This window comes from Candidatus Nitrosopumilus sp. bin_6a (assembly GCF_054095695.1).
The window spans coordinates 326,727-352,728 of record NZ_JBSWSR010000001.1 but is presented as its reverse complement, the minus strand read 5'-3'; the positions used below and the strand labels follow the sequence as shown (position 1 = coordinate 352,728).

Below are 26,002 nucleotides of genomic sequence, written 5' to 3'. Positions count from 1 at the left end.
ATGATAGAAATTACTTCAACCCCATTGATAATAATTGCAATATTGGGAACTGTTGGTATTCTTCTTCCAATAATTAGCATTTCAAGGAAAGAACAAGGTTCAAACTCATTTTATGCAGTAATTGCATTCGCCGCATTAATCGTATCTATGGGTTATGTTGGATATCAATTCATCAATGACAATATTGCTTCTTCAGCTCTGTTTTCAGATGATGTAATTGTAGATGATGCCTTTGGTGGATTCTTTGCAATTGCAATGCTCATTGTTGCGATATTCACAACTGTTGGTTCTTTCAACTATATGAGAAAGCATAACTCTCCTGCAGTTTACTATTCACTAATTTTACTTGCAACAATTGGTATGGTTCTAGTTGCATATTCTACTGATTTGATAATGCTCTTTGTTGCATGGGAACTCATGAGTATTCCAACTTACATTTTGGTTGGATACATGAAAAAGAATCCAAGCTCAAATGAAGCCGCTCTAAAATACTTCTTGTTTGGTGCATTATCTTCTGCTATCATCGTTTACGGAATTTCAATATCTTATGGATTAACAGGTTCTACAAATATTGGGGAAGTCATTCAAGGTTATTCAACACTTGATCCTTCACTGTTGCCTCTTGCATTGCTTTCAGTTGGAATGTTTATTGCAGGATTTGGATTCAAAATGGGACTTGTTCCATTCCATCAATGGTTGCCAGATACCTATGAAGGCGCTCCTCCTACAATCACTGCATTACTTGCTGCTGCAACAAAGAAGGCAGGATTTGCTGCAACGATTAGAATTGTAGTTCTTGGAATGGTTGTTCTAAATCTTGACTGGACTTTAGCTCTTGGAATTATTGCTGTAATGACTATGACCATAGGAAATGTTGCTGCAATTATGCAAAAGAATATTTCAAGAATGTTGGCATATTCTAGTATTGCTCATGCAGGATACATCCTAATTGGACTAGCTGTAGCTCCACATAGTTCTCTAGGTTTACAAGGTTCTTTGTATCAAATTATGAATCATGCAGTGATGAAAGGTGCTGCATTTATTGCAATTGCAGGAATTGTTACAACACTTGCAGTGACTCATATTGATAAATTAAAAGGACTCGGAAGAAGAATGCCAATTACTGCTCTAGGTTTAGTTATTGCACTCTTTGCACTTGCAGGTGTCCCTCCTCTTTCTGGATTCTGGAGTAAATTGATGTTATTTGGAAGTGCTTTAGATGCTACTTCTGCTTTATGGTGGGCCCCTTGGCTAGCAATTGCAGGTGTCCTTAACAGTGCATTATCACTTGCTTACTATGGTTGGATTACAAGAAAAATGTACTTTGAAGGAGAAACTGAAAAGAGAGTTGCAGAACCAAAATCTGTTATTGCTGTAATGATCTTCTCAACAATCTTCTTAGTTGGATTTGGTGTGTATCCAGAACCCTTATTGAAATTTGTAGAGTTTGCAACTCCAGTAATCAGTTTAGGTCTTATGCCTTAAACGAAGTAAATTTAATTAAATTATCTAGATTTATTTTTGCATCATTGTCTGGAATTTTTCTCAAACCAGATCTTGCTTTTTCTGAATATTCTTTTAACAATTCTTCCATTTTGTTAAAGACATCTCTAGGATCAGAACTTTTCTTGATCAACAAATTGAATAACTTGTCTTCGTTTTTCCAGTCTAACAAATCATCTCTGATTTGATATGCAATTCCTATATTTTTCCCATATTCAGTTAATGCTTCAATTTGTTCTTCTGTTCCGTTAGCAATAATTGCGCCTATTCTAGCTGCTACTTCAAATGCAACTGCAGTTTTGTATTCAATCACTTTTAAATAATCGTCAAATGTTACATCCTCACTTGATTCTAATCTTCCTTCAATCATTTCTCCTTCACTCATTAGCATGGCAGTTGTGGCCAAATCTTTAGTGATTCTAGCATTGTCTAATCTTGATGATATTGCAAGAATAAGTCCAAGTACAAAATCTCCAGTCAGAACACTTGTGTTGTATCCATATTTGACGTGGAAAGGATCTTTTTGCCTTCTCATTGTTTCATTATCAATAATATCATCGTGGATTATTGATTCCATGTGGAGAAATTCAACTGCACAAGATGCAGATAGTACATTTTCATCAATTTTACCTACACTCTCAGCTGCTAAATTCAAAATAATTGGCCTGATCCTTTTACCTCCTTCTAGGGAATATTTTAGAGGTTCAATGAACTCTGATTCAGAATAAATTGCAAGTTCATTTTCTAGTGCTTGATCTATTCGTTGAATATATTTTCCGTAGGTTTCAAGCAGAGGATTTATCTCGATATTTTTCCTGTCCAAGATGAGCCTGATCAAAAAACTTTCCTATAAGTAAATAAATCTTGGTGCTCCAGCCGGGATTTGAACCCGGGATCTTTGCCTTGAAAGGGCAAAATGCTTGACCGGTCTACACCACTGGAACCCATGAAAATTCTGCTTTATCATCATAAAATCTTTTGTACCCCACAAAGATTTTTTTATTGGCGTAATTGGAGATGAATCATGAATATAATACAAAAAATTGATGAAATGATTGAAGAAAGAAGTTTACTAAAACACCCATTTTACCAAATGTGGTCTGATGGAAAATTAACACAAGAATCTCTAGCAGGTTATTCTAAAGAATATTTTCAACTTGTAAAAGCTGTCCCTTCATTTATGACTCCTATAATTGAAAAGTCACCAGAATCCGTAGTTGGTGAACTGGTTGAAAATCAGCAAGAAGAATCTGATCATATCAAACCTTGGATTGCTTTTGCAGGAGAACTGGGAATATCTGAAGATGAATTAATTTCATATTCTGGAACTACAAAAACCCAAAAGGCCGTATCTGATCTTAATCAACTGATGGATACTTTTGATGGCGGTGCTTGTGCAATGTATGCATTTGAAAAAGAAATTCCAAAAATCAGCCAAACAAAACTTGATGGATTGGCAGAATTTTACGGAATGACAAGCCATGATGCTACAGAATACTTTAAGCTTCATACCGAAGCTGACATTAGACATGCAGCATCTTGGAGAAATATATTGGAAAAATCTTCAGCTGACTTTGACAACTTGGTTGAAATTGCAGACAAATCAATTTCAGCACAAAATTTGTTGCTTGATAGTTGCTACGAAGAATATTGTTAATCTCATAACATTTTATACCTAAGAAAAAATTCCTTTGCTTAGGGCCCGTAACTCAGCTTGGTAGAGTAACCGGCTCATAACCGGTGAGCCAAGGGATCGAAGCCCTTCGGGCCCATTATTTTCAGTTAGTTTTAAAATGAGCATGTTGGAAATTATCTGGCCGCAATGAAGAATCAGAGTTATATCTGAATTGATGATTGGAAGGCATTTGTCTGAGCTGCCATGAATTTACTTGTTGATTTGTTTTTTGACTTTTTCTAAAACATTTTCATCAATTAGATTCTGTTCAAATAGAGATTCTGTGATTTGTAAAATATTTAGAATAGAATGCATCTTTACACCCAACTCTAATAATGCTTCATCAGCCCCCTCCATTCTATTTACAATTACATATGCGTCCTTAACTGAAATATTGGCTTCTTTTAGAGATTTTATTGCATTGACAACTGAGCCTCCTGTGGTGGCAACATCATCTATCATGAGGACTTTCATATTATCATGAATTTTTCCTTCAACTGATTTTGATGTTCCATAATCTTTTGGTTTGCTTCTAACATAGATTAGAGGTTTGACAGTTTCTATCGCTAGAGCTGATGCTATTACTAAACCTCCTGTTGGAACAGAAACAATTGAATCAAAATTATCTAATCCTACATCTTCTACAATCTGATTTTCAAGATATTTCACCATTTTTCTAAATTCAATAGGATAACTTGGCACTAATCTTAAATCAACATAGTATGAACTATGTTTTCCACTTGCCAGTGTAAAATCTCCAAATTTTATGATACCTTTTTGATGCAAAAATGTTGCAAACTCTTTTACAAATTCCATACAAAAGTTAACTACACTGGATTTATTTTGTTTTGTATTGAGAGATAATTATGCCTGAAATCTGGTTAAATTATGGAATTACTGATGTAGTTTTAGATATAAAAGCTGAAAATCTAGAGCAAAAAATAGATTCTGATGGTAAAATCTTAGATGATTCTGCGATCAATGAAAAACTAAACACGCTTGATTTGTCAAAACCTATGGAACTAGTAGTATTACACAATTCTAAAACTATTCTAAAAATAATATCTTCACTGTTCACACTATGTGAGCAAAAATCAAAACCTTTCCCAAAAATACTCACTGACAAAAAAATCCTAAATTTAGTAAAATCTGGTTTACCTGAAGGAAGCTCAATTAATGAATTTGATGATGTTGGAATTGAAAACTCAAATCTTGTTTTCATGGGTGAAATGGAATTTAATGGATTATTTGGTTATGAGACTATTTCTACACGTCTTATCAAAAAATTTGGTCAAGAATCTATGCTTGCAGCTTATGCAAAAAGACAAGGAAATCTTCCTACTCCTGGACAGTACTCAGAAAGTTTGACTGAGGCAAAAAAATTTACTGATAATTTTGAAATTCAAGGAATAGAGATAATTGCAAATTCTGAGGGGATCGTAGATTTTTCAATTGGCCATCCTTCAGAAACTATCTCGTCGACCAAAATTCTTGAATCAAATTCTATCAAAGATATTGGCGAACATAAAACAATGGTGATTAGCACTGGAAAAGATGCAAGTAATGACAATCTGGGGAATTCATTTTCTTCTCTTTGGAATTGTTCTAATGCAATCAAAAAAGATGGTCTTGCTATTTTAGTAGCTGAATGCAAAGGTGGATTAGGTTCTGATGCATTACAGCAATACATTGAAGATAGATTGTCTATAGAACAACTACGCAATCCTACTAAATACATTAATGGAATGGAAGATTTGTTGTTTCTTTCTGAAATACAAAAGAAATTTCAAATTGGATTAGTTTCAATTCTGCCTGAATTTTATGCAAAGAAACTCAACATGATTTCTATGCCTGGAATAAAATATTCTATGGATTATATTTTAAAAACTCAAGGAACTCGTCAGAAAGTTGCAGTAGTTACTGATGGTGCAAGGCTTTTGTTAAGGTAAAATCATAGGCAAAAAATCTGATGGCAATGGTGCACACAAAATTGCTAAACCTATAATTCCAATATATGCAAGTTTTCTATTTCTTGAAAGTGGTGAAACGTCATCTAATGGCATTGCACTAGGATTTCTTGAACTCATAATTAGAATTAGAATTGCCATTAACCAATAATTCAACAAAACGAGAATCCCCATACTTGCAAAAGTTGCATATCTATGTAATTTTACTCCAAGTAATGTTCTTGCCATGTGGCCTCCATCTAATTGCCATGCAGGCAATAAATTCAAAAATGTGATTAAGAAACCAATCCACGCCGCAAACATTACTGGCGTCATTAAAACTTCATAGCCTGAACCTCCTTTTCCAAACAAAGCCAAGCTTGCAGTCATAAGTAATGGTTCTCCTTGATTCCATTCCATTAATCTGGACTCTTCAAAAAGCCCTGCAGCAATTTCAGCATCTAAAATAGGTGCAGTATATGCAGCATAAACTGAAACTATTATTGCAATTACTAATCCTGCAATAGGTCCTGCAATAGCAACATCAAATAATATTTCTCGATTAATTGTTAGTCCTCTTGATTGAATAAATGCACCAAATGTTGGTATGCCTATAACTGGAAGTCCTGGAATAAAATATGGCCAAGTAGTTTTTAGACCATGTGCTTTTGCAGCAATAATGTGACCTAATTCATGAATTCCTAAAATCCCAAGTAATGACAATGTGTAAACTGCTGCCATTTCAAACGGATCCCCTATCTCTACAATTGAATTTGTTCCAGATGTTCTATAATATCCGTCAATCATTACAAATGAAACAACAATAGCAAACAATATCCTTGGAGTCCATGAAGTGCTCATCCATTTTCTCTGTTTTTTTGGAGAAAATTTTTGAATGATTACATATAATCCACCATCTTCCATTTTTTCTAATTTACAGACATATCTCATATTTTCTAATTTTCTAGCTAAGCCTTCAAACTTTGATTTAAAATCCTCATCTTCTATTCTAAATTCTAGTGAAAATTCTGTTTTGTTAAAATCACTGACCCGAAATAGGGTATTGACTAATGAAATAATGTCTTCTTGTGAGGGATCTTCCATCTCTTAACGATAGATTTTTCCATTAAATGGACTTTTGGTTTAAAATTAAATATTGATAATACTCATTATCATTATGCAAGTTATTCTTAGACAATTGGGAGATTGTAATATCAGACGAGCAGAACCAAGCGATCTGATCTCTGTAATGGAAATCAATCTAAAAACTCTTCCAGAACACTATTCTGATTATTTCTATGAGAGTCTACTTGCTGAACTTCCAGAGGCTTTCATTGTTGCAGAAATTGGCGGAAAATATGTTGGATATATTATGTGTAAAACTGAATTTGGATTTTCAAATTTTAAGAAACTAGGCTTTGTCAAAAAAGGACATGTTGTTTCCATAGCAGTTCTTGAAGAACATAGAAGAAAAGGTATTGGGAAAGCACTTGTTGAAGAATCTGTAAAAGGTGTAAAATTAAGAAAATGTGATGAATTCTATTTAGAAGTAAGATGTAGTAACAATGAAGCTGTGCGATTATATGAAAATCTTGGATTTGTAATTCGTCAACAATTAAACGCCTATTATAGAGACGGTGAAGATGCATATCTTATGGCAATTGAATTACAATAGTTCAAACCAATAAATAACTCACAAAAAATTCTTCGCCATGGATAAACGAAAAGGGATGGGCGTTACTATCTTTGTCCTTTGTATTGGAGGATTTTTCCTTTATGCATATTTGTTAATGTTGTCTGAATGGAGTCCAATTGTATTGCAACTATCTGTACTAATGATTGCCGGTGGAATTTTGGGAGTTATTGCATGGATTGGATATGTAATGGCTACAACAAAACCTTCACCTGCTTCAATTACATCTGAAGATTAATTCATTTGAAAATTTTCACATCTACAACTGTTTGATAATATCTTGGACCTACTGGTCTAACAATTTTTGAATCTAGAATTTCTGATTTGACTGGGGTGACATTTAGAAAGTGCTCTTCTGATAATTTTCCTGCTTCTGATTTTTTATCTGCATGGATGTGTGAATAATAATGAATAATTCCTTCACTTTTAGTTGTCTTGATTGCAGATTCTAAAAACTCATCAGATCTTTCTGGTAATAACATCAATGTTCTATCTGACTTGTCAATTAACTGATTATTGATAATTTCAGTTGCATCCCCGTTTATGGATATCACATTTCCTGCAAGTTTGTTTAGGCTGCTATTTACATCACATAATTTTGAAGCAACTGGATTTATGTCAAGGCTATACACGGTACATTTCTTCTTTTTTGCTGCCATGATTGAAAACATTCCAATTCCTGCAAACATGTTAGTCATTATCTCTCCATCTTGGATCAAATTGGCAATTCTTTCTCTTTCTGTGGATAATCTAGGTGAAAAAAATGCATTTTTTACATCCACCTTAAATCTACAGCCAAATTCTTTGTATTCTGTTTCTGTATTGTCTTCTCCTGCAAGAATCTCAAGATCTCTTGTACGAAATTCTCCTTCTACTGCAGATGCTTGGTAGAATACACTCCTTACAATTTTTACCTCGTCGAACAATGCTCTTCCAATAATTTCTTTTTTTGAGAGTAATGAGTCTGGAATTCTTACAATAATTATTTCCCCAATTTGATCAAATGCTGAAATTAATTCATTGCTTTCTTCTTCTGTGAGCACATTTTCTAGTGCTTTTTTTAGCATCCGAGTCAATGCTTGTAATAGAAATTTCCTGATGATTTTTGATCTTTATCTAATCTACTTTCTAATTTGTTTACACGAGGTCTTAGACTTTTTTCATCTCTTCTAAATGACATATCCAATGATTTTAGGAATCTATTCATGGCATCTGCTTTTGACATAGGTGATGTAGCAATTCCTGCAGAACCAGATTCTCCCTCAAATATTATCATTGAATCTGAAATAAGATCCATAAGTTGTAGATCATGATCAATAATTATTGCTGATTTTCCAAAAGAACGAACAAACTTTTGTAAAAATTTTGCAACTGCGATTCTATCTTCAACATCTAAAAATGCTGATGGCTCATCTAATGCATACAGATCAACTTTTTGTAAGAGACATGATGCAACAGCTACTTTTTGCAGTTCACCTCCAGAAAGATTTTTGATTGATTTATTGTATAATTTCTTTATTTTTAATGGATCAAGTATTTGTTCCTCTTCCATACTGCCTTCAACTGGATTCCCATTTGCTTTATCTAAAACTGATATGACTTCTACATCTAAATCATTTTGAAGATATTGTGGTTTGTATGCTATCTTTATTTTTTTATCAATACTACCTGTATCTGGTTTTTCAACTCCCGCAATCATTTTCATCATGGTTGTTTTACCAAGTGCATTTGCACCCATTATTCCTAAAACTTCTCCTTTTCTTACTCTCCCAGGCTCAATTGTTACTGAAAATGAAGGGTATTTTTTTTCTAGTTTAGGATACGTGAGAATATCGCTTCCTTCTTGAAAAATATCTGTAACTGAAGATGAAACATCAAAAGAGAATTTTTTATCTCTAAATCTTACATTTTCATTTGGTAAATATCCATCAAGGAAAACATTGATTCCAACTTTTGTAGATAAAATACTTGAAACAATTCCATATGCTGTAGGCTCTCCATACAATACTTCGATATAATCACTTAGAAAATCTAATAATGTCAAATCATGTTCTACTACCATAACGCTTTTTCCAATTTTTGCTAAATTTTGAATTACTCTTGCAACTCCGGTTCTTTGAAATACATCGTTGTAAGATGATGGTTCATCAAAAAAGTAAAACTCTGTGTCTTTTGATGCAGCAGCAGCAACAGCAATTCTTTGTAATTCCCCTCCGCTTAATTCCTTTAAGCTCTGTTCCATAGAATTTTGTAATCCTAATTCCTTGATCAGTTCTCTTGATACGCCTCGTTCATCATACTTGTCAAGAAGTTCTTTACCTGTTCCTTCAAATGCTTGAGCAATATGATGAACTTGTTGTGGTTTAATTGATGCTCTAATTTGTTTTTGTTCAATTTTTTCAAAATGTTGTTTTAGTTCTGTTCCACTATAATGTTTTAAAATTTCATCCCATTCCGGCGGATTTTCATATCTTCCCAAATTTGGTTTAAGGTTTCCTGATAGTATGTTGACTACTGTACTTTTACCCATTCCATTTCTTCCTAATAATCCCACAACCTCTCCTTTTTTTGGTGTGGGTAATTTGTAAAGTCGAAATGAATTCATCCCATATTGGTGGATTTTGTCTGTAGCTAACTCACTTGCTAGATTGACAATTGTTATTGCATCAAATGGACATACTTTGACACAAATTCCACAACCATTACAAATATTCTCATCAATCTGAGCTTTTTTTGATTCTTCATTAATTGTAACACATTCTGCGCCTGATTTGTTGACTGGGCAATATTTTATACACTCTAAACCGCATTTTTGTGGCTGACATAGATCTTGATCTAAAACTGCTACTCTGTGAGTCATGTTGTAATCGGATATTTTCTTTGCTTTATACCTATTTTGAGCATTTTGAAATCTGGCGTTACGTTAATAGATGAGAATTTGACATGTAATTTCAAGCCGGCCATAGCGTTAGGGTGCGACCCAATCCCGTTCCGAACTTGGAAGTCAAACCTGACGTCGCTGTTGTGCTACTAAGATGCGAGAGCTCTTGGGAAGCAACAGTGCTGGCATTTTCTATTCTTCAACCAATCTTTTAATATCGACTAGATTGGATTGATATGAATTCAATGCCTAACTGTAGTGTTTGTGGAGAAATATGTGATAATGATATTAGATTACTAAATCACATGATGGAAAAACATGGTTGGAGAAATCCTAACGTTGGAACCCCTGACAGAAATAGTAGGGGATACTAGTTTCAAAGTCTCTGTAGATAATCTAAAATCAATCTTACTCCAAAACCTGTAGCTCCTTTTGGATTATACGATTTTTCTTTTGTAGCTCCTTGTGTCCATGCAACTCCTGCAATATCAATATGAGCCCATGGTGTTTTTTCAATTGCATTTTTCAAAAATGCTGCAGCTGTAATAGTTCCAGCCGCTCTACCTATTCCCACATTTTTCATATCTGCCACATCCGATTTTATCATATCCATATAGTCTTGGTTTAATGGAAGTTCCCATATTTCCTCTGTAGTTCTTTTAGAAGATTCACAAATTTTCTTTGTCAGCTTTTCATCATTTGATACTATTGCTGCCACATTGGTGCCAAGTGCTACAATACATGCACCTGTAAGAGTTGCAAAATCAATAATTGCTTTTGGAGAATATTGTTTTTCTCCATACGACAATGCGTCAGCTAGAATCAATCTACCTTCCGCATCTGTATTTAGAATCTCCGCTGTTTTTCCACTGTACAACTTTATGATGTCTCCGGGTCTATATGATTCCCCACCAGGCATATTTTCTACTGATGGAATGATTCCAACAATATTGAGTGGTAATTTTAATTCTGAAACTGCTTTCATTATTCCTAGTACTGTACATCCGCCACATTTGTCAAATTTCATTTCGTCCATTGCGCTTCCCGGTTTTAACGAAATGCCTCCTGTATCAAATGTCACTGCTTTTCCTACCAGTACAATTGGTTTCTCGTTTTTTGGCCCATGATTATGTTCTAAAATAATTAATTTTGGTTGATTTTTACTTCCTTGACCTACTGCTGAAATTCCTCCGAAACCTTTCTTCTTTAATTCAGGCTCGGAAATTACATTGCATCTCATTTTATTCTTTTTAGCAATAGTTTTTGAAAAATTTGCTAATGTTGTAGGAGTGCATTCGTTAGGAGGTAGGTTGGCAATACTTTTAGTAAAAATTGCACCATCTGCTACAATTTCAGATGTCTTGATGATTTTAGAAATTTTTGTTGATTTTGAAACGATTATGATTAGGTCAGGAGAGGGCTCTGTCTTCTCTGCTTTGAATTTATCAAATTTGTAAAGAGCCATTTTAGTACCTTCAACTATTTGAGAAACTGTGGAAATTGGATCATGAATAAAACTAGGAGGAGAAACAATGGAAAATTCTTTCAATTTTAGTTCTCTAGCTTTTTGAGCAATTTTACCTGAAACAAATCTTATTGTATCGTTTGTTAGATTTTCTTTTTTGCCTATCCCTGCAAGAAGTATTCTTTGTATGGGTTTTTTTTCAGATAATGGAACTATGTTCATCTTTCCCAATTTTCCTTCCATATCTTTAAGAGATTGATTGATAGCAACGGTAGTTTTAGTGTCAAACTTTGGCAGTCCTAAAACTTTGCTAGTATTTTCTAGTACAAATCCACATAGAAGACTGGTCTTCTTTGAAGAATTTTCTATTTTTATTTTCACTATATTCTATTTTTTGTAGTAATATTTAGATTTACTACCAATCTATAATTTTGCTATTTGTAATTAGACTAGATGATCTGACAAACACCGATTTAATCGTTTTACAATCTTCATTACATACTTCATTTCCAATTAAGAATGATTTTTCTGTTTTTTCAGATAAAATAGATTTTATTAATGGGATCAATGCTGCTCTTCCTCCATATGCTCTTTTCTTACAAATTAACCAAAACATATCCAAAGCTGATTCATCTAATATTTCATCTCGAATTTTTTTACCAAATTCTGAATAGTGTCCTACCATTGTAATTTTTCCTCTAGCAAAAAAATTAATGATTTTTGCAAATTTTACACACAAATAGCATTGATTATCATATAACACAATTGGAATATTCTCTTTAATTTCCATAATTGTACATAGCAACGATCAAATTAAAATTTTACAAACTTATACATGAAATTAATTTTGATTATTTATGAAATCCATCTCTGAAAATCCTGATTTTAATAATACTAAGACTGAAGAATTCCCTTGTATTTCATGTCATACAAATTGCTGTAAAGAATATGTCATATTTGTCAATGCTCACGACGTTTATCGCCTCACTACTGGATTGGGATTGGCGCCTGAAAATTTTTTAGAACTCTATGGCGCAAAGGATTATTCTTTAGGAATTAACGTAAAAGAAGGTCTAATAGATCTCGCATTGAAACAAAATAATGGCACATGTGAATTTCTTGAAGAACATAAAGATTTCTTTAGATGTACCGTAAATGAAATCAAACCTAGTGTATGTAAATCATATCCATTTGAAATGAAAAATGGAAAATTAAACCAGATGACTAGTATGATGTGTCCGGTAGATTGGAATATTGCAGAATTTGAAAAAATGATGATATCTCATCTGAAAAAAGATGAATTTGAATGGAAGTTTTATGATGAACTTGTCAAAGAATGGAATACAAAACATTGGGGGAAACCCTTGTCTGTGTTTCTGAAATTTATGTTAGATAAAGTAAACTCTTCTATGACATCTTGATTGTTTTTTGAATTATGATCTCTCTTTCAGTTTTTGAATTAGTATTTTCTTTAGAAGTAGATTTTTATTCAATTTGCAAGTATAACGTTGCAAATGGGGCTCAATTATTATCAAATTAAGAAAAATATTCTTAGGGCCCGAAAATTAGTCATTAAAGGAACCAATGCTGCTGGATCTGGTCATCCTGGGGGTTCTTTTTCCATGGCTGAAATATTGGGTTGTTTATTTAACAAATATCTGAAATTTGATCCTAAAAATCCCCAATGGGAAGACCGGGATCGTTTAGTTCTATCAAAAGGACATGCTGCTCCTGGATTGTTTTCTAACATGGCAGTTGCAGGATATTTTCCAGAATCTGAAATTGAAACATTAAGAAAATTTGGCAGTAGGCTACAGGGGCATCCTGATCTGAAATGTCCTGGTGTAGAATTTTGTGGCGGTTCTTTGGGTACTGGATTATCTTATTCTATTGGAATTGGACTGGCAGCAAAAATTGATTCTAAGAATCATCATGTCTATACAATTATTGGAGATGGGGAATCTGATGAAGGACAAGTTTGGGAGGCTGCAATGACTGCTTCAAAATACAAAGTTGATAATCTAACTGCTTTTCTTGATAGAAATTTCATTCAACAGGATTCATACACTGAAAAAGTTATGCCTCTTGATGAAAAATTGGAGGGAGATGACATATCTGAAATGTGGAAGGATGCATCACGTTGGAAGACAGGTGATAAATGGCGTTCATTTGGTTGGAATGTGATTGAAATTGATGGACATCGAATAGAACAAATCGATGCAGCAATTGCAAAAGCAAATGCTACAAAAGGCGTGCCTACAATAATCATTTCTAGAACAATAAAGGGAAAATCTGTAGAGCATATGGAAGACAATCCCCAATGGCATGGAAAAGCTCCTGATTCAGATGTTGTTCCAATAATTGATCTTGAATTGGATTCACAATTCATGATTTCGCCATCAATTATTGCAGGTGATATGACAAATTTAGAAAATGAAATTAAACGATGCGTGTCAGGTAGAGCAGATTACATCCATCTAGATGTAATGGATGGACAGTTTGTTCCGACAAAAACTTTTGATCATAACAAAATCAAAGAATTAAGACCTTTGACAGTAATTCCTTTTGATACTCACTTGATGATCAATGATCCTGTTAGACATGTAAAAGACTACATCGATGCTGGCAGTGACATTATCACTGTTCATGCAGAAGTTACTGATGAGTCTAGTTTTGGTGAAATTCATGATCTGTTAAAACAAAATCAAGTAGGTGTTGGTTTTTCAATAAATCCTGAAACTGAATTACCTGAATGGTCTTACAAATTTTTACCTTCTCTTGATCAGATAATTGTAATGTCTGTTGTACCTGGAAAATCAGGCCAAAAATACATTGAAGAAACACACACAAAAATGACTAGATTAAACTCTATTCTAAAGGAACATAATTTTTCAGGCTATATTGAGGCTGATGGGGGTGTTAATCTTGAAAATATTGGCTCTGTATTTGCTGATGGAGCAAGAGCTTTTGTTGGAGGTGGTGCCATTATTGGACAGCAAGATGTTAGAGCCGCCATCAGAGATTTCAGAACTGAGATATTGAAATCAAGAAGACGAGTCTTACTTGAAAAAGCAAATGAATTAGGTGGAATAGACTTGGTAAACAAATGGATTGGATTGCATGTAATTGGAGAAAAACAAGAACAACTTAAAAAAATTGCACAGGAGGCAGGATATCTTTGAATGAACCAATAATGACTGACATGCGCTCAGAATATTCAAAATCACTAATTCAACTAGGAAAAGAAAATCCAAACATTGTTGTCTTGGGTGCAGACACTACTGATTCACTTAAAACTTCTGGATTTGGGAAAGAGTTTCCTGATAGATTTTTTAATGTAGGTATTGCTGAAGCAAATCTTGTTACTATCTCAGCTGGATTAGCTGTGTCTGGAAAAACATCTTTTGCAAGTACATATGCTATATTTTTACCCGGTAGAGCAGTTGATCAAATTCGAAACAATATTGCTTATCCATCACCTCCTGGAAAAAAAGGTCTTAACGTGAAATTGGTTACCTCTCATGGTGGTTTGTCTGTAGGCCCTGATGGTGGTTCTCATCAACAAATTGAAGATATTGCAATTATGAGAGTCATTCCAAATTTTCGAGTTTTTATTCCTGCTGACACTGTTGCCGTTTCAAAATTAACTCGATTAATGGCAAATGAATATGGCCCATTTTACATGAGGATGGCAAGATCTGCAACCCCATTAGTTCATTCTGATTCCCAGGAATTTCAAATTGGAAAAGGAATCACAATGAGGGATGGTTCTGATTGTACTATTGTTGCATGTGGCACAACTGTCAGAATGGCTTTAGAGGCTGCTGAATCATTACAGCAAGAAGGAATTTCTTGTAGAGTTTTAGATATGTTTTCAATCAAACCAATTGATAATCAATTATTGGAAAAAGCTGCTAGAGAAACTGGCTGCATTGTAACAACTGAGGAACATAATATTATCGGTGGAATGGGTTCTGCAGTTGCAGAATCTGTCTCTGAATCTTACCCTGTACCTATAAAGAGAATTGGAGCCCAAGATATGTTTGGAGAATCTGCACGTGATAATGAAATCCCATTACTCTTAGAAAAACACGGAATAACATCTTTTAATATGGCAAAACAAGTCAAAGAAATTAGGAGTAAAAAATTATGAAAATTTTTCTAGACACTGCTAACCTTGAATCAATCAGAAAATTCAATGACATGGGACTGTTAGATGGTATTACCACCAATCCTTCACTCATGTCAAAAGAAGGTGGTAATCCAAAGGATGCAATGGAAGAGATTACAAAAATTATCAAAGGTGATGTGAGTTTAGAAGTTGTTAGTACTGAATATTCTGGAATGGTGGAAGAAGGCAAACGTCTTCGTCAATATGGAGAAAATGTTGTAGTGAAAGTTCCTATGACTCCTGATGGTCTTAAAGCATGCAAATCTCTATCATCTGAAGGAATTCCTGTAAATGTCACATTGGTATTTTCTGCAAATCAAGCTTTGCTTGCAGCAAAATCTGGTGCAAAATATGTTAGTCCATTTATTGGAAGATTAGATGATATTGGACAAAATGGGATGGAACTAATTAAAGAAATTAAAGAAATTTTTGAGCACTATAAAGATACTCTAAACACACAAATTCTTGTTGCAAGTGTACGTCATCCTTTACATGTAATTGATGCTGCAAAAATTGGTGCAGATGTTGTTACATTGCCTCCTACAGTTTTGGATAAAATGTTACAGCATCCTTTGACAAAAATTGGTTTAGAAAATTTCCTTGCTGATTGGGACAAACTAAAGTCTGGAAATCCTGATATCAAAATATAGATAAACTCCTCTAAATGAAATTAGAAAAATTAAAAATTGAGGCTTATTATTGCGATCCTTTATTTCTGCTTTTTCTTGAACCAGTTCCTCTACCTGTGACTCTAGTCATTCCTTCTGTAGAAGGTCTAGCTTTTGGATCAGGCATATCTCCTAGTTTTCTTGAACCAGTTCCTCTACCCGTATGAACCATTCTTCCTGCGGTTGCTTTTTTTCTTGCTTCTTGGATCTTTCTAAATTCGTCTCCAGACCATTTGGAAGCATCTTCATCCACTTCGATAGTTCCTGTGCCTCTACCTGTTCGTATTCTGATTTTGCCCATAATTAAGATTGAATTATCTTGTATTTATCTAAGCTCATTTTTTATGAGATCTAAATTTTTAATTTTAGCTATTAATCCATCCTAATTTTTTGAAATATGCAAACATCATGATTGCAGGAATTGCGGATGCAAAAATAACAATAATGAATGTTGTAAATGGTCCCAAGATCAAAACATCACTTCCAATACCTCCTGGCAAATCAACATTCATTCCATAAAATGTTCCGATTACTGTAGATGGAATTGCCAATGTGAAAATTATTGTTAAAACCGCAAGAACCTTGTTTGTTTTCTCAGTGCTTAACACAAAGTCTGTATCTTTGTAAATTTCCATAGTTTCCCTTGATTCTTCCAATGTTTCAATAACCTTGTCAATGTGGTCAATTACATCGTCATAATACAACGTAATTTCATCATCATCGCTTCCTGAATATTTTTTAACATTTTTTGCTATTTCTAATACAAATTTTTTCAACGGATTGGCTATTCTTCTCAATCTATTAATTTCTCTTCTGAGTAATGCAATGCTTCTTGCTACTGGCTTTGTCTCATCAAAAACTCTATCTTCGATTTCATCAAGATTTGCAATAATTTTTCTTGATGTGTGTAACAGATCATCTACTAACACGTCCAAGATTTCATGAAGTAGCATTCCTGATGATCTACCTAACAGTGTATCCTTTCTTTGTTGATCCGAATTTGATTTACAAATATCCACTAATTCAACTAATGGTTTAAGATCTCCTTGGTGAACAGTAACTAGAAAATCTTTTCCCACAAATATTGATAATTGACTATTTTTTGACGTTGCTATTTTTTGTGCCAGTGGTGGAAAATGGAGAATTACAAAAAAGTGGTCATCATAACTATCTAATTTTGGAAGTTCAAATTTAGTCATACAGTCTTCTATGTTTAATTTATTGAAATCATATTTTTCTGCTAATTTTTCAACATCTTCTCTATCAGGATTTTGTAAATCAATCCACACAAATTTTTCACCTTGAATTGTTTCTATCTTGTTTTCAATAGATGTCTCCGTTGTTTTTCTACTGGAACGTAACCTATTTGTGATGAATCCTTTCTTCATGTCGAAAAATACCCTGATACAACAAATTTAAAGCGATCGCTATAATCATGCTGAAATTAATTTCATCATTAAATTGAGGCTAGTATAATTTGATTAAATTATTTATTTTACCCATGGGAGAAAATAGTTAGTACTTACCCACACTAGTCCTATAGATATTGCCATTGCAATCCACCATTTTCGCATACATGGATTCTAAACTAGTCAATAATAAATCTACAGCCCAATTTTCAACAAAATCTTAAAGATTATTACTGGATAAACAAATTTCTTTTTTGTGGCCTTCGTAGTACAGTGGTTAGTATAGAGGATTGTGGATCCTCGGACAGGAGTTCGATTCCCCTCGAGGGCCCTCTCAATTTAGTTTAAGTGAGGAATATTTTGATATAAGCCAACAATTACTAATGATTGAAAAAATAGGATGATAAATTAATTTGAAGAAAAATCTAAACAAACTCTCAATATTGCTTACAATTAGTCTTGTTGGTTTCATAGGATTCGCAATTACTGCATCAGCTACCGATTCCACTATTCCTGACTGGGTAAAAAATAATGCAAAGTGGTGGTCTGAAGGAACTATCAGTGAATCAGATTATGTCAAATCATTACAATATCTTGTTAGTAATGGAATAATCCAAATTCCAATTACTGAAGTAACTGCTGCTCAAACAGCATTAACTGATGAGGAACGTGCCCAATCATTTAGAGTCACAATTTCAAACATTGTATCACCAATTGCAGTTTCATATTTTGAAAAATTTGAAATATCTACTTCTGAACCTGGTACAGCCGACGATCCTCGTGGAAGAATGTATGATTTTAGAGATATTACTCCAAAATTCTTTTTAGAATCTTTGCCAAGTGCAGATAAAAAACAATTCTATGAATTTGTTGGTGATTGGATGGATAGGGGAGATCTCCTAAACAAATTTGATGTTAACATTGATGTATTAGATGGTAAAGGCAAAACAGTTCAAACTTGGGAGTTTGTATCATGTGAAATTACCAGTTATGGTACTTATCTTCAAGATACTGTTTTCATATACCAATTTTCAGGAAATCAGGATTCTGAAATAAGGGACAGAACTAATTTTAGTTGTACTGGAATTCATTTAACAGTTCCATAATAATTTCATTCAAATGCACCCATTTTGTGGATCAATTATGATTCGAGCATTTGTTGTTAAATACCATTAAGAGGAATAATTAATACCAGCACATCCACATGTAAGGCAAGTTTGAGAAAAATTGAAATTATTTGCTATGATCAGCAAAGCCAAAGTGTAGAATTTACTTTTAAAAAATTCAAGATTCCATTTCACGTTGAATTAACCATGGCAGAAAATGAAAGGCTTTTGCGTTATACTGGAATATGTCCTGATTTATTAGCCAATTCACTAACAAACGAATTAAACAAAATTATTGATACTCGAAGAAAAGAGTTGTATGTTACTAGTTTAGCTATTGAGGCTACATTATCTGACTATCTTTCAAACTATGCAAAAGAACTTGAAACGAAACAACTCAAAGTGAAAAAGAAAAAATTAATTGAAGAATACGAATCTCTGATAGAACCTAATGTCAAATTCAACAAGAACCTTCTTTTTATGATAGTTATTGCTGCAGGAGTTGCAGTAGCTGGACTTTTTGCAAATAATGCTTCTTTGGTTATTGGTGCAATGCTGATATCACCATTACTTGGACCGATTTCTGCTTTCTCCTTTAACACTGCAGTAGGCAAGACTGACAAAATGCTCAAAGCACTAGTTTCAGGATTAATTTTACTTGTTTCAGTTATTGCAACTGGTGCTATTTTAACAGGAATTACAGTTCAATTCGTAGATTTGCCATTGACTGATGAAATATTATCTAGAACCGTTGTTTCTCCTGTATTTTTAGCAGTAGCTATAGCACTTGGATTGGCAGGAGGTATTGCAATGTCTACAAATATTCCTGGAATTTTAGTTGGTGTAGCGATAGCAGCAGCTTTGGTTCCACCTGCTGCAGTTGCAGGAATCGGGATTGCGTTATGGGATTTTGAAATATTTTCTAGTGCCTTGACTCTAACTGCTGCAAACATCATAGGACTAGTTTTGGGAATGATGGTTGTTTTTTTTATAGGCGGTGTTACCCCCAGAAAGTTTTACGAAAAAGAAAAAGCTCAACAACACATGGTAATCACAATAAGCATTTTCATTGGATTAAGCATATTATTAGGATTTTTGTCATTTAAACCATAACCAAAATAAAATCCATCTATGTAAAGAAAAATAATTAAAAGTAATCTGCCCAGCCTCTTTGCATCATTATGGTAGCAGTAGATTCACTTAGACAAACTGCCTTGCCATTTGATGTCTTCATTAGTAATTCCAATCCTTCATTACAGATTACATCGCTTGCATTGATTCCTGTTCTCATCTGTTTTAGAGGAGACTGTATCTCTTGTTGCATTATTCCGTATTCAAATTTTAAAAACAAACTTTTTGCACTCTCACCAGTAATTTTCACTTGGTATTCACCAAATTCCCGTAATACTTCAGTTGTAGTGACAGTTTCAGAAAATTTTGGAGAATCTACCAATGGAACAACTTTATGATAAATAGTCACTCCTTCTGGTGAAATTATATCCAGTGTAATCTCGTATAATTGAACAGGATTTTGTATTATGCCTGAAATTATAATTTCATCATCTTTTTCATAGAATTTTTTATCCAAAATTCCATTTACTTGATTGACTAGAATGTGTTCTTTTGGATCAGCCTTTCCAATAACCTCTGTTCCTACAATTTTTACTTGTTGCACATGGTCACCTAAAGTCATAGTAAGAATTGTTTCATCCTCGCTTTTTGTCGTTTCATAATTCATTGTTTGTTTGTCGTTAATCCAAACAGCTTGAGGATTTTTAATTAATGTCTCAGGTAAATGTGCTACAAATTTGTCATTGTTAATTTTTCCTACAAAATTAAAGGTGAGGCTCTTTCTAACAGTATCAACATCAATACTAACCAAATTTCTCTCCGCCTTGTATGCAACATCTACAGGATATTTTGAAACACTAGAACCTACATTATGAAATACTTCAAATCCTACATCAAGTTCAACAACATTGATTATTCCAATCATCCAAGGATGTATTTTGCAAAAATATTTTATTTCACCAAGATTTTCTTCACTAAACATTATAGCGTATCTGCTTCCAGGATCCATGTATCCACTATCAAAAATTCCTGTAAGACCTAAATCTAAACTTCCAGAAGTAACAGTATGATTATCAGTATCTGCATTTCCCCATTCAACTTTGTCTCCAGGTCTTATTGAAATTTCAGTAGGCAAATAATGTGCAGGGGCATTAGGATCAGATGAACCTGCAGGAATCTGAATTTTCCATGTTTCACCATAACTTGGAACAATTGTAATTGTAAAAAAGACTAGAATGGAAAGAAATACTATTTTTGAATTCATTTGTTAGGATTATTATTTTTAGTATATTAGACAGAATGATGATTTCCAAAAATGAGAAGATCAAGTCAAATAAATAATTAAATCCAATTCAATTCGTGAAATTCATTTTTGATAATTAACAAGTATCTAAATATGTAAAATTATACAAATATTACCATGAGTGGAAATGATAATCATTCTCTAGATTCTGATGAATTGTATTCTTTACTTGAAAAAAAAGAACCGATGTTATTGTTTGATCTTAGATTACTTGAATCCTACAAATCTGGACATATTGATGGTTCAGTTCATGCTGTCTGTGATGCTAAAGCAAAAGAAACCATAATGCCTCAAATTCCAAAGAATGTCAAAACTGTTCTTGTGGATGATGATGGTACAATGGCATCAGAAATTTCTGCAATGATGCGCTCTTTTGGATTAGATGCACATTATCTAAAGGGAGGAATGAAAGAATGGAATAAAGAAACTGTTCGGGGTAGTCCTTCTACTACTATTCATCCTGATGATTTATGGGAAAAAATATCTAATCATAATCTGTTCTTACTTGATGTTAGAAACAAGGATGAATTTTCTGATTTTAAAATTCCAGGCAGTGTAAATATTTCACTTCCAGATGTATTTTCTTCTGAAAATCTCTCAAAGATTCCAAAAGATAAAGAAATAGTCACTATCTGTCCTCATGGAAACAGAGCAATGATTGCAACATTTGCTCTTGCAAGAAATGGCATCCAATCACATGTTCTTGAAGGAGGACTTGCTGGATGGAGTCAAGTGTTAAACACTGTGAAAGTATCTGATAATCCAACCGTTATTCAGATTGAAAAGGTTGGCAAAGGTTGTCTTTCACATATGGTTATTTCAGAAGGGCAGGCAATTGTAATTGATCCTCTTTTTCCTGCAAAAAAATATGAAGATATTGCCAAAAAAGAAGATGCAAAGATTGTAAAAATTTTAGATACACATCAACATGCGGATCATATCTCATCAGCACAACATCTTGCAGAATTGTCAGGCGGTTCAATGTATGAAAGCGGACATGAAGAATGGGAGAGATCTGCAAATCTAGTAAAAGACGGAGATGAAGTATCCTTTGGTAAATCAAAACTCCAAGTAATTCATACTCCTGGACATACGCCTGGCAGCTTGTGTTATTTGATTGATCAAAAGTATGTGTTTACAGGGGATATTCTGTTCATTGAAAGTATTGGAAGACCAGATCTTCGCGATAAAGCAGAAGAGTTTGCACGTCACCTGTATGATTCATTACATGACAAATTGCTAAAACTTCCTTCAGAAACCATGGTTTTTCCTACTCATCATGGAATGACAGTAGTTCCAGAAAATAATGCATATTTTACAACTATTGAAAAGGCAAAACAACATGACATACTGAAATTACCAAAAGAAGAATTTGTAAAACATGTAGTCAGTATTACTGTTCCAAGACCTATGAATTATCAGAAAATTATTCAGATTAACAAAGGCACCATTCCCTTAATTCCTACTGATATTCCTGATTTGGAGATTGGTCCAAACAGATGTAGTATTGCTGGAACTTAGAATCTGATTTTATCACTAGATGAAACTCGATAAACAATATTTTAGCCACAAAAATGCCTAAAATGAGATGAACTTTAACTTGACAAGCAAATTAAAGATTTTATAATTTTAAAAAATTCCAAACTTGCTTGACTCCATCTCTTCTTTAATAGCTAATTTGAATCTGGGTGATTTAGGTTCTACATTTTTTGTCAACCATGACAGAAATTTCTTATCTGTACCTTTTCCTTTCAATTTTTCAAAATCCCCCCCCATCATCTCTGCTAATTTCTCAATCAGGGATTTGTTTACGCTTAATACAAAAAAATGCCAACCAAAAGCAAATTCTGAATCTGTCATCATAAAGTCTTCTCCCCCGTGCACCATTTCTTCTAATAGTGTTAATTGGTGAGTTAACGCTTTACTAGTTTTATCGTAATCTACGGCGGAAACATTGATGTTTAATCGACTTTCCATATTCTGTTTACATAAAAACAAAATAAAAGGATTGCACAAGTTATTCTTCTAATAAATATTCAAAATCTATATTAAAATGCATCTTCATTATGTTGATGTATGTTTTAATAGATTCTGGAATCTCTTCTCCGCATACTACTCCTAATTTCTTTGCATTAATCCAAATTACTAACGTTTGTATGATTGTTAGAAATCTATCATTTTTAATTTCAGGTGATCCAATTGCTTTGGTATATCTTTCTGCAAATTCCCATGCTGTTACAAAATCAACACATTTTACACCAAAAATTGCTAGTATCTGTTCTTGCATATTTTGTGCTTTTTTGAATGGAACTTTATTCAGAATATATGGAAAATCTACTTTGTCTGGAAGACAATCTGGAAGAGGTCCCCAAATTGTAATTATCTTTGTCTCGGGTTTTAATTTTTCAAATTTTTCTATCATTTTGGCAATTATAGTCTCATCTGTAAACCAAAATAAGATAACTGACGCATCTGAAATATCTGATTCTTCTATGTTTTGACAAACTAATCTTGCGTTAATTTTTTTCTCTTCTAAAATTTTCTTTGCATTTTCTATTTTTTTTGAGTTAATATCAATTCCAATTGCATTTTTTACTCCAAATTCATTTACAGCTATTTCAATTCCTTTTTCATCACTGCATCCTAAATGATAAAAGGTGTCTTCTTTATCCAATCCCACAAATTTGAAAATCTCCCTAAATGATTTTTCAGGTAATTGCACATCTTCACCATTAAGTAAATTGTCTGGAAGTGTTTCTAAATATTCTTCAATTTTCATTATCAGTAATACTGTAAACGAGAATTTATTCTCTTATGCTTTCTAATTTTGAAACTGCTTGCCACAATTGCGTTCTAACGTATGAAGGCATGTTTGGGTCTTGTGTGACATCATCTAGTAAACTGATTGTGTTTGCTGCTCTTACTGACAATGAATATTCTGGATTGTTAAGATCTGCAATCAAGTCTGTAATTGACTTTTTAATTGTCTTTGGAGTTGAATTGCTTGCAGTGATCTGTTCTAACGTTTCAATTGCTTCCTTCATTGATTCTTTATTTTGAGCATCGTCAGCCATTTTTTACACCTTTTCTTAAAAATTAGAGGTATATAGTTACATCTCTACAAAGACATTGTCTGATTCGACAACAACGTTGTATGATGTTAAATCTCTAATTTTTGCTGGGAATTTAACTAATTTTCCGGTTTTACAATCAAATTCTGCTGCATGCCATCCGCAAGTAATAGTGCAACCATCTAATTTCCCTTCGGACAAGCTTGAACCTGAATGTGTACATGAATCATCTGTAGCATAATAATCACCATCGATGTTTGCAACTAGAATATCTCTGCCGTCAATTGATACCTTGATCATTTTTCCTGGTGATATATCTGAAGTTTTACCAGCTATAATTTTTCCCATTGAATTTTTATCTAATTATTCTTAATAATTTTTTGGATATGGTGGAGATAAAAATTAGGAATGCTACTAATTTGGATAAAATTCCAGTTTTAAAATTCTGCAAAAATACTTTTTCCTGGGGTGATTATATTGAGCATGTTTGGGATTATTGGTTATCTGAAGGGGATTTGTTTTTAGCTCAAAAACAATATCCAATTGGAATATGCCATGCAAGCTATTCCAAAGATCAAATTTGGATTGAGGGAATTAGAATAGATCCTAAATTTCGTCGTCAGAACATTGCATCCCAATTAGTCAAACATGCTGAAATGATTGGAAGGAAAAAAAATCTCCCTTTTTCTTTCATGCTAATAGACACTGAAAATATCGAATCTTTATGCATGGCACGCTCTCTAAACTATGATGTTTTCCAAACTTGGAATTTCTATTCTTTGGAACCAAAAATTAATTTGAATCATGATATTACATTTGTAAAATCCCTTGACGCTAAACTTTATTCTCATTATGTCAAATCATGGAGGTGGCTTTCAATTGATAATGATCTATTGACATCTTTTTATGAAAAAAACTCTATAGTGAAATCTGATGTAAATGATAAAAGTTCTACTGCATTCCTTACTGATTCAGAACATTTTGATAATACATTGATCGTTACGATGTTTTCAAATTCAAATGATTCTGCGCTAGAAATTATCTCTTTTTTACAAAATTTCGGTATTGAAAAAAACTATGAGCGAATTCAAATTTTAACTAGAGATAAATTGCCAAATTTTGATTCATTAGAATACAAAATCTCATTTCGTTTAATGAAAAAAGCTTTAGTTTGATTTTATAATTTTTATTGTATTGTTTAAAATTCCTAAACTCTCAATTTCCATCTCCACTTTATCTCCATCTTTTAAAAATACTGCATTTGGTTTATTCAGCATTACTCCTGCAGGAGTTCCTGTGGAAATAATATCTCCTTTTTCCAATGTCATCACTTTGGAAATCTTTGAAACAATTTCTGGAATTTTAATGAACATATTACTTGATGAAGAATTTTGTCTTAATTCACCATTAATTTTTGTAGTCATTTTGAGATTTTGAGGATCTTGAATTTCATCCTTTGTTGTTATCCATGGCCCACACGGTGCAAAAGAATCAAAACTTTTTCCTCTTGTGAACTGTTTATCTTTGAATTGAATATCTCTTGCAGAAACATCATTGAATATCATGTAGCCAAATATCATATTGGATGCATCTTGAACACTGACATTTTTGCAATTCTCTCCTATAATCAAGGCTAATTCTATTTCATAATCTAGCTGTGTGACAAAATCTGGGCATATGATATCTGATTTTGTACTGTTTAATGCCGTACGTGGTTTGATTACGATGGCTGGATCTTCAGGCGCTTGTAATCCTTGTTCTTTTGCATGGTCTACATAGTTAAACGCTAAACAAATAATCTTGTTGGGATTTGGAATGGGGGCCAACAATTTGTATTTTGAAAGATCTTCTCCATATGGCAAATCATCAACTTTGTTTTTTATTTCATCATACCATCCATCAAAAAGAAAATCTTTTACGTTTTGAGGGATTGGTACTCCTGTCAAATAAGTAATCTCGTCTTTAGTTGATACTTTATCTCCTTTGACAAAACCATATGTTTCATTATTTCCATACGATAATCGTGCTATTTTCATTCTT

The 26,002-nt window shown here is 33.3% G+C and carries 29 protein-coding genes, 3 tRNA genes and 1 rRNA gene; 17 read left to right on the top strand and 16 right to left on the bottom strand.

Annotation, left to right across the window (positions count from 1 at the left end; genetic code table 11):
* On the top strand, positions 1 to 1,485 hold the full coding sequence (locus tag ACW9XA_RS02185; RefSeq protein ID WP_300327020.1) for an NADH-quinone oxidoreductase subunit N: 1,485 nt from the start codon (positions 1 to 3) through the stop codon (positions 1,483 to 1,485).
* Here ACW9XA_RS02185 and ACW9XA_RS02180 read toward each other — a convergent pair.
* Entirely contained in the window at positions 1,475 to 2,326 is an 852-nt protein-coding gene (locus tag ACW9XA_RS02180; protein WP_457762781.1) for a polyprenyl synthetase family protein, read from the bottom strand. The genes ACW9XA_RS02185 and ACW9XA_RS02180 overlap by 11 nt on opposite strands.
* Before the next feature lie 42 nt (positions 2,327 to 2,368).
* Positions 2,369 to 2,447, bottom strand: a tRNA-Glu gene (locus ACW9XA_RS02175).
* 80 nt (positions 2,448 to 2,527) lie between these two features.
* On the opposite strand from ACW9XA_RS02175, the gene ACW9XA_RS02170 reads away from it, so the two are divergent.
* Positions 2,528 to 3,160 carry a TenA family transcriptional regulator gene (locus ACW9XA_RS02170; protein ID WP_457762780.1) on the top strand — a complete coding sequence of 211 codons (633 nt, stop codon included), beginning with the start codon at positions 2,528 to 2,530 and terminating at the stop codon, positions 3,158 to 3,160.
* Between the two features lie 41 nt (positions 3,161 to 3,201).
* Positions 3,202 to 3,275, top strand: a tRNA-Ile gene (locus tag ACW9XA_RS02165).
* 113 nt (positions 3,276 to 3,388) lie between these two features.
* On the opposite strand, the gene pyrE is transcribed toward ACW9XA_RS02165, so the two are convergent.
* Positions 3,389 to 3,994, bottom strand: coding sequence for an orotate phosphoribosyltransferase (pyrE, locus tag ACW9XA_RS02160; RefSeq protein ID WP_457762779.1), 606 nt, complete (start codon positions 3,992 to 3,994; stop codon positions 3,389 to 3,391).
* 50 nt (positions 3,995 to 4,044) lie between these two features.
* Between pyrE and ACW9XA_RS02155 the strand changes: the two genes are divergently transcribed.
* Complete coding sequence (locus ACW9XA_RS02155; protein WP_457762778.1) at positions 4,045 to 5,127, top strand: transcriptional regulator; 1,083 nt, start codon at positions 4,045 to 4,047, stop codon at positions 5,125 to 5,127.
* Here ACW9XA_RS02155 and ACW9XA_RS02150 read toward each other — a convergent pair.
* Positions 5,119 to 6,228 (bottom strand): site-2 protease family protein, encoded by a 1,110-nt coding sequence (locus tag ACW9XA_RS02150; protein WP_457762777.1) that lies wholly within the window; start codon positions 6,226 to 6,228, stop codon positions 5,119 to 5,121. The two genes, ACW9XA_RS02155 and ACW9XA_RS02150, sit on opposite strands and share 9 nt — an antisense overlap.
* Before the next feature lie 73 nt (positions 6,229 to 6,301).
* Here ACW9XA_RS02150 and rimI point away from each other — a divergent pair, with 73 nt between their 5' ends.
* A complete protein-coding gene (gene rimI, locus ACW9XA_RS02145) occupies positions 6,302 to 6,799 on the top strand; it encodes a ribosomal protein S18-alanine N-acetyltransferase (RefSeq protein ID WP_457762776.1) in 498 nt (165 codons plus the stop codon).
* Positions 6,800 to 6,836: 37 nt separating this feature from the next.
* On the top strand, positions 6,837 to 7,055 hold the full coding sequence (locus ACW9XA_RS02140) for a transcriptional regulator (protein WP_182129962.1): 219 nt from the start codon (positions 6,837 to 6,839) through the stop codon (positions 7,053 to 7,055).
* A gap of 1 nt (position 7,056) precedes the next feature.
* Here the strand turns inward: ACW9XA_RS02140 and ACW9XA_RS02135 are convergent, their stop codons facing one another.
* Positions 7,057 to 7,884, bottom strand: coding sequence for a class I SAM-dependent methyltransferase (locus ACW9XA_RS02135; RefSeq protein WP_457762861.1), 828 nt, complete (start codon positions 7,882 to 7,884; stop codon positions 7,057 to 7,059).
* Positions 7,885 to 7,889: 5 nt separating this feature from the next.
* Entirely contained in the window at positions 7,890 to 9,677 is a 1,788-nt protein-coding gene (locus ACW9XA_RS02130; protein ID WP_457762775.1) for a ribosome biogenesis/translation initiation ATPase RLI, read from the bottom strand.
* Between the two features lie 92 nt (positions 9,678 to 9,769).
* Between ACW9XA_RS02130 and rrf the strand changes: the two genes are divergently transcribed.
* Together rrf and ACW9XA_RS02120 are read left to right on the top strand one after the other, a co-directional pair.
* Positions 9,770 to 9,889 (top strand): 5S ribosomal RNA (gene rrf / locus ACW9XA_RS02125).
* 45 nt (positions 9,890 to 9,934) lie between these two features.
* Positions 9,935 to 10,072 (top strand): hypothetical protein, encoded by a 138-nt coding sequence (locus tag ACW9XA_RS02120; protein WP_016940033.1) that lies wholly within the window; start codon positions 9,935 to 9,937, stop codon positions 10,070 to 10,072.
* Positions 10,073 to 10,074: 2 nt separating this feature from the next.
* On the opposite strand, the gene ACW9XA_RS02115 is transcribed toward ACW9XA_RS02120, so the two are convergent.
* Both ACW9XA_RS02115 and ACW9XA_RS02110 read right to left on the bottom strand, forming a co-directional pair.
* A complete protein-coding gene (locus tag ACW9XA_RS02115; protein WP_457762774.1) occupies positions 10,075 to 11,544 on the bottom strand; it encodes a leucyl aminopeptidase in 1,470 nt (489 codons plus the stop codon).
* 34 nt (positions 11,545 to 11,578) lie between these two features.
* On the bottom strand, positions 11,579 to 11,953 hold the full coding sequence (locus ACW9XA_RS02110; RefSeq protein ID WP_457762773.1) for a hypothetical protein: 375 nt from the start codon (positions 11,951 to 11,953) through the stop codon (positions 11,579 to 11,581).
* A 67-nt stretch (positions 11,954 to 12,020) separates the two neighbouring features.
* Between ACW9XA_RS02110 and ACW9XA_RS02105 the strand changes: the two genes are divergently transcribed.
* The 4 genes from ACW9XA_RS02105 (at position 12,021) to fsa (ending at position 15,984) form a co-directional block, all read left to right on the top strand.
* Entirely contained in the window at positions 12,021 to 12,584 is a 564-nt protein-coding gene (locus ACW9XA_RS02105) for a YkgJ family cysteine cluster protein (RefSeq protein WP_457762772.1), read from the top strand.
* Positions 12,585 to 12,677: 93 nt separating this feature from the next.
* Entirely contained in the window at positions 12,678 to 14,345 is a 1,668-nt protein-coding gene (locus ACW9XA_RS02100) for a ribulose-phosphate 3-epimerase (protein ID WP_457762771.1), read from the top strand.
* Complete coding sequence (locus ACW9XA_RS02095) at positions 14,342 to 15,316, top strand: transketolase family protein (RefSeq protein WP_457762770.1); 975 nt, start codon at positions 14,342 to 14,344, stop codon at positions 15,314 to 15,316. Before ACW9XA_RS02100 ends, ACW9XA_RS02095 begins: the two co-directional genes overlap by 4 nt.
* On the top strand, positions 15,313 to 15,984 hold the full coding sequence (gene fsa, locus ACW9XA_RS02090; protein ID WP_457762769.1) for a fructose-6-phosphate aldolase: 672 nt from the start codon (positions 15,313 to 15,315) through the stop codon (positions 15,982 to 15,984). Before ACW9XA_RS02095 ends, fsa begins: the two co-directional genes overlap by 4 nt.
* 46 nt (positions 15,985 to 16,030) lie before the next feature.
* On the opposite strand, the gene ACW9XA_RS02085 is transcribed toward fsa, so the two are convergent.
* Both ACW9XA_RS02085 and ACW9XA_RS02080 read right to left on the bottom strand, forming a co-directional pair.
* Positions 16,031 to 16,303 (bottom strand): hypothetical protein, encoded by a 273-nt coding sequence (locus ACW9XA_RS02085; RefSeq protein ID WP_457762768.1) that lies wholly within the window; start codon positions 16,301 to 16,303, stop codon positions 16,031 to 16,033.
* Positions 16,304 to 16,367: 64 nt separating this feature from the next.
* On the bottom strand, positions 16,368 to 17,390 hold the full coding sequence (locus ACW9XA_RS02080; RefSeq protein ID WP_457762767.1) for a magnesium transporter CorA family protein: 1,023 nt from the start codon (positions 17,388 to 17,390) through the stop codon (positions 16,368 to 16,370).
* 280 nt (positions 17,391 to 17,670) lie between these two features.
* Between ACW9XA_RS02080 and ACW9XA_RS02075 the strand changes: the two genes are divergently transcribed.
* From ACW9XA_RS02075 to ACW9XA_RS02065, 3 genes are all read left to right on the top strand, one after another.
* A tRNA-His gene (locus ACW9XA_RS02075) sits at positions 17,671 to 17,742 on the top strand.
* Between the two features lie 82 nt (positions 17,743 to 17,824).
* The gene (locus ACW9XA_RS02070) at positions 17,825 to 18,517 is read left to right on the top strand and encodes a hypothetical protein (protein WP_457762766.1); all 693 of its coding nucleotides are present in this window, start codon (positions 17,825 to 17,827) and stop codon (positions 18,515 to 18,517) included.
* 207 nt (positions 18,518 to 18,724) lie between these two features.
* Complete coding sequence (locus tag ACW9XA_RS02065) at positions 18,725 to 19,630, top strand: TIGR00341 family protein (RefSeq protein WP_457762765.1); 906 nt, start codon at positions 18,725 to 18,727, stop codon at positions 19,628 to 19,630.
* Positions 19,631 to 19,664: 34 nt separating this feature from the next.
* Here ACW9XA_RS02065 and ACW9XA_RS02060 read toward each other — a convergent pair whose 3' ends face one another.
* On the bottom strand, positions 19,665 to 20,852 hold the full coding sequence (locus tag ACW9XA_RS02060; protein WP_457762863.1) for a cupredoxin domain-containing protein: 1,188 nt from the start codon (positions 20,850 to 20,852) through the stop codon (positions 19,665 to 19,667).
* 156 nt (positions 20,853 to 21,008) lie between these two features.
* On the opposite strand from ACW9XA_RS02060, the gene ACW9XA_RS02055 reads away from it, so the two are divergent.
* Positions 21,009 to 22,412: a rhodanese-like domain-containing protein gene (locus ACW9XA_RS02055; protein WP_457762764.1), complete on the top strand. Its 1,404-nt coding sequence runs from the start codon at positions 21,009 to 21,011 to the stop codon at positions 22,410 to 22,412.
* A gap of 108 nt (positions 22,413 to 22,520) precedes the next feature.
* Here the strand turns inward: ACW9XA_RS02055 and ACW9XA_RS02050 are convergent, their stop codons facing one another.
* From ACW9XA_RS02050 to ACW9XA_RS02035, 4 genes are read right to left on the bottom strand one after another with little or no spacing between them, the layout of a single operon-like run.
* The gene (locus ACW9XA_RS02050; protein WP_457762763.1) at positions 22,521 to 22,868 is read right to left on the bottom strand and encodes a hypothetical protein; all 348 of its coding nucleotides are present in this window, start codon (positions 22,866 to 22,868) and stop codon (positions 22,521 to 22,523) included.
* Between the two features lie 40 nt (positions 22,869 to 22,908).
* A complete protein-coding gene (locus ACW9XA_RS02045; RefSeq protein ID WP_457762762.1) occupies positions 22,909 to 23,670 on the bottom strand; it encodes a class I SAM-dependent methyltransferase in 762 nt (253 codons plus the stop codon).
* Between the two features lie 25 nt (positions 23,671 to 23,695).
* A complete protein-coding gene (locus ACW9XA_RS02040) occupies positions 23,696 to 23,965 on the bottom strand; it encodes a UPF0147 family protein (protein WP_457762761.1) in 270 nt (89 codons plus the stop codon).
* Positions 23,966 to 24,001: 36 nt separating this feature from the next.
* A complete protein-coding gene (locus ACW9XA_RS02035; protein WP_457762760.1) occupies positions 24,002 to 24,310 on the bottom strand; it encodes a Rieske (2Fe-2S) protein in 309 nt (102 codons plus the stop codon).
* 38 nt (positions 24,311 to 24,348) lie between these two features.
* Here ACW9XA_RS02035 and ACW9XA_RS02030 point away from each other — a divergent pair, with 38 nt between their 5' ends.
* Positions 24,349 to 25,137 carry a GNAT family N-acetyltransferase gene (locus tag ACW9XA_RS02030; RefSeq protein WP_457762759.1) on the top strand — a complete coding sequence of 263 codons (789 nt, stop codon included), beginning with the start codon at positions 24,349 to 24,351 and terminating at the stop codon, positions 25,135 to 25,137.
* Here ACW9XA_RS02030 and ACW9XA_RS02025 read toward each other — a convergent pair.
* Positions 25,129 to 25,998 carry a fumarylacetoacetate hydrolase family protein gene (locus tag ACW9XA_RS02025; RefSeq protein WP_457762758.1) on the bottom strand — a complete coding sequence of 290 codons (870 nt, stop codon included), beginning with the start codon at positions 25,996 to 25,998 and terminating at the stop codon, positions 25,129 to 25,131. The two genes, ACW9XA_RS02030 and ACW9XA_RS02025, sit on opposite strands and share 9 nt — an antisense overlap.
* Positions 25,999 to 26,002: the final 4 nt, after the last annotated feature.

Bases quoted from the DNA above. Each gene is read 5' to 3' on its own strand.
- ACW9XA_RS02055 (WP_457762764.1), top strand. From the start codon at position 21,009: ATGAGTGGAAATGATAATCATTCTCTAGATTCTGATGAATTGTATTCT.
- ACW9XA_RS02120 (WP_016940033.1), top strand. From the start codon at position 9,935: ATGAATTCAATGCCTAACTGTAGTGTTTGTGGAGAAATATGTGATAAT.
- ACW9XA_RS02105 (WP_457762772.1), top strand. From the start codon at position 12,021: ATGAAATCCATCTCTGAAAATCCTGATTTTAATAATACTAAGACTGAA.
- ACW9XA_RS02050 (WP_457762763.1), bottom strand. From the start codon at position 22,868: ATGGAAAGTCGATTAAACATCAATGTTTCCGCCGTAGATTACGATAAA.
- ACW9XA_RS02130 (WP_457762775.1), bottom strand. From the start codon at position 9,677: ATGACTCACAGAGTAGCAGTTTTAGATCAAGATCTATGTCAGCCACAA.
- rimI (WP_457762776.1), top strand. From the start codon at position 6,302: ATGCAAGTTATTCTTAGACAATTGGGAGATTGTAATATCAGACGAGCA.
- ACW9XA_RS02040 (WP_457762761.1), bottom strand. From the start codon at position 23,965: ATGGCTGACGATGCTCAAAATAAAGAATCAATGAAGGAAGCAATTGAA.
- ACW9XA_RS02080 (WP_457762767.1), bottom strand. From the start codon at position 17,390: ATGAAGAAAGGATTCATCACAAATAGGTTACGTTCCAGTAGAAAAACA.
- ACW9XA_RS02110 (WP_457762773.1), bottom strand. From the start codon at position 11,953: ATGGAAATTAAAGAGAATATTCCAATTGTGTTATATGATAATCAATGC.
- ACW9XA_RS02155 (WP_457762778.1), top strand. From the start codon at position 4,045: ATGCCTGAAATCTGGTTAAATTATGGAATTACTGATGTAGTTTTAGAT.
- pyrE (WP_457762779.1), bottom strand. From the start codon at position 3,994: ATGGAATTTGTAAAAGAGTTTGCAACATTTTTGCATCAAAAAGGTATC.
- ACW9XA_RS02060 (WP_457762863.1), bottom strand. From the start codon at position 20,852: ATGAATTCAAAAATAGTATTTCTTTCCATTCTAGTCTTTTTTACAATT.
- ACW9XA_RS02170 (WP_457762780.1), top strand. From the start codon at position 2,528: ATGAATATAATACAAAAAATTGATGAAATGATTGAAGAAAGAAGTTTA.
- ACW9XA_RS02185 (WP_300327020.1), top strand. From the start codon at position 1: ATGATAGAAATTACTTCAACCCCATTGATAATAATTGCAATATTGGGA.
- ACW9XA_RS02085 (WP_457762768.1), bottom strand. From the start codon at position 16,303: ATGGGCAAAATCAGAATACGAACAGGTAGAGGCACAGGAACTATCGAA.
- ACW9XA_RS02035 (WP_457762760.1), bottom strand. From the start codon at position 24,310: ATGGGAAAAATTATAGCTGGTAAAACTTCAGATATATCACCAGGAAAA.
- ACW9XA_RS02100 (WP_457762771.1), top strand. From the start codon at position 12,678: ATGGGGCTCAATTATTATCAAATTAAGAAAAATATTCTTAGGGCCCGA.
- ACW9XA_RS02030 (WP_457762759.1), top strand. From the start codon at position 24,349: ATGGTGGAGATAAAAATTAGGAATGCTACTAATTTGGATAAAATTCCA.
- ACW9XA_RS02025 (WP_457762758.1), bottom strand. From the start codon at position 25,998: ATGAAAATAGCACGATTATCGTATGGAAATAATGAAACATATGGTTTT.
- ACW9XA_RS02140 (WP_182129962.1), top strand. From the start codon at position 6,837: ATGGATAAACGAAAAGGGATGGGCGTTACTATCTTTGTCCTTTGTATT.
- ACW9XA_RS02045 (WP_457762762.1), bottom strand. From the start codon at position 23,670: ATGAAAATTGAAGAATATTTAGAAACACTTCCAGACAATTTACTTAAT.
- ACW9XA_RS02150 (WP_457762777.1), bottom strand. From the start codon at position 6,228: ATGGAAGATCCCTCACAAGAAGACATTATTTCATTAGTCAATACCCTA.
- ACW9XA_RS02065 (WP_457762765.1), top strand. From the start codon at position 18,725: ATGGCAGAAAATGAAAGGCTTTTGCGTTATACTGGAATATGTCCTGAT.
- fsa (WP_457762769.1), top strand. From the start codon at position 15,313: ATGAAAATTTTTCTAGACACTGCTAACCTTGAATCAATCAGAAAATTC.
- ACW9XA_RS02135 (WP_457762861.1), bottom strand. From the start codon at position 7,884: ATGCTAAAAAAAGCACTAGAAAATGTGCTCACAGAAGAAGAAAGCAAT.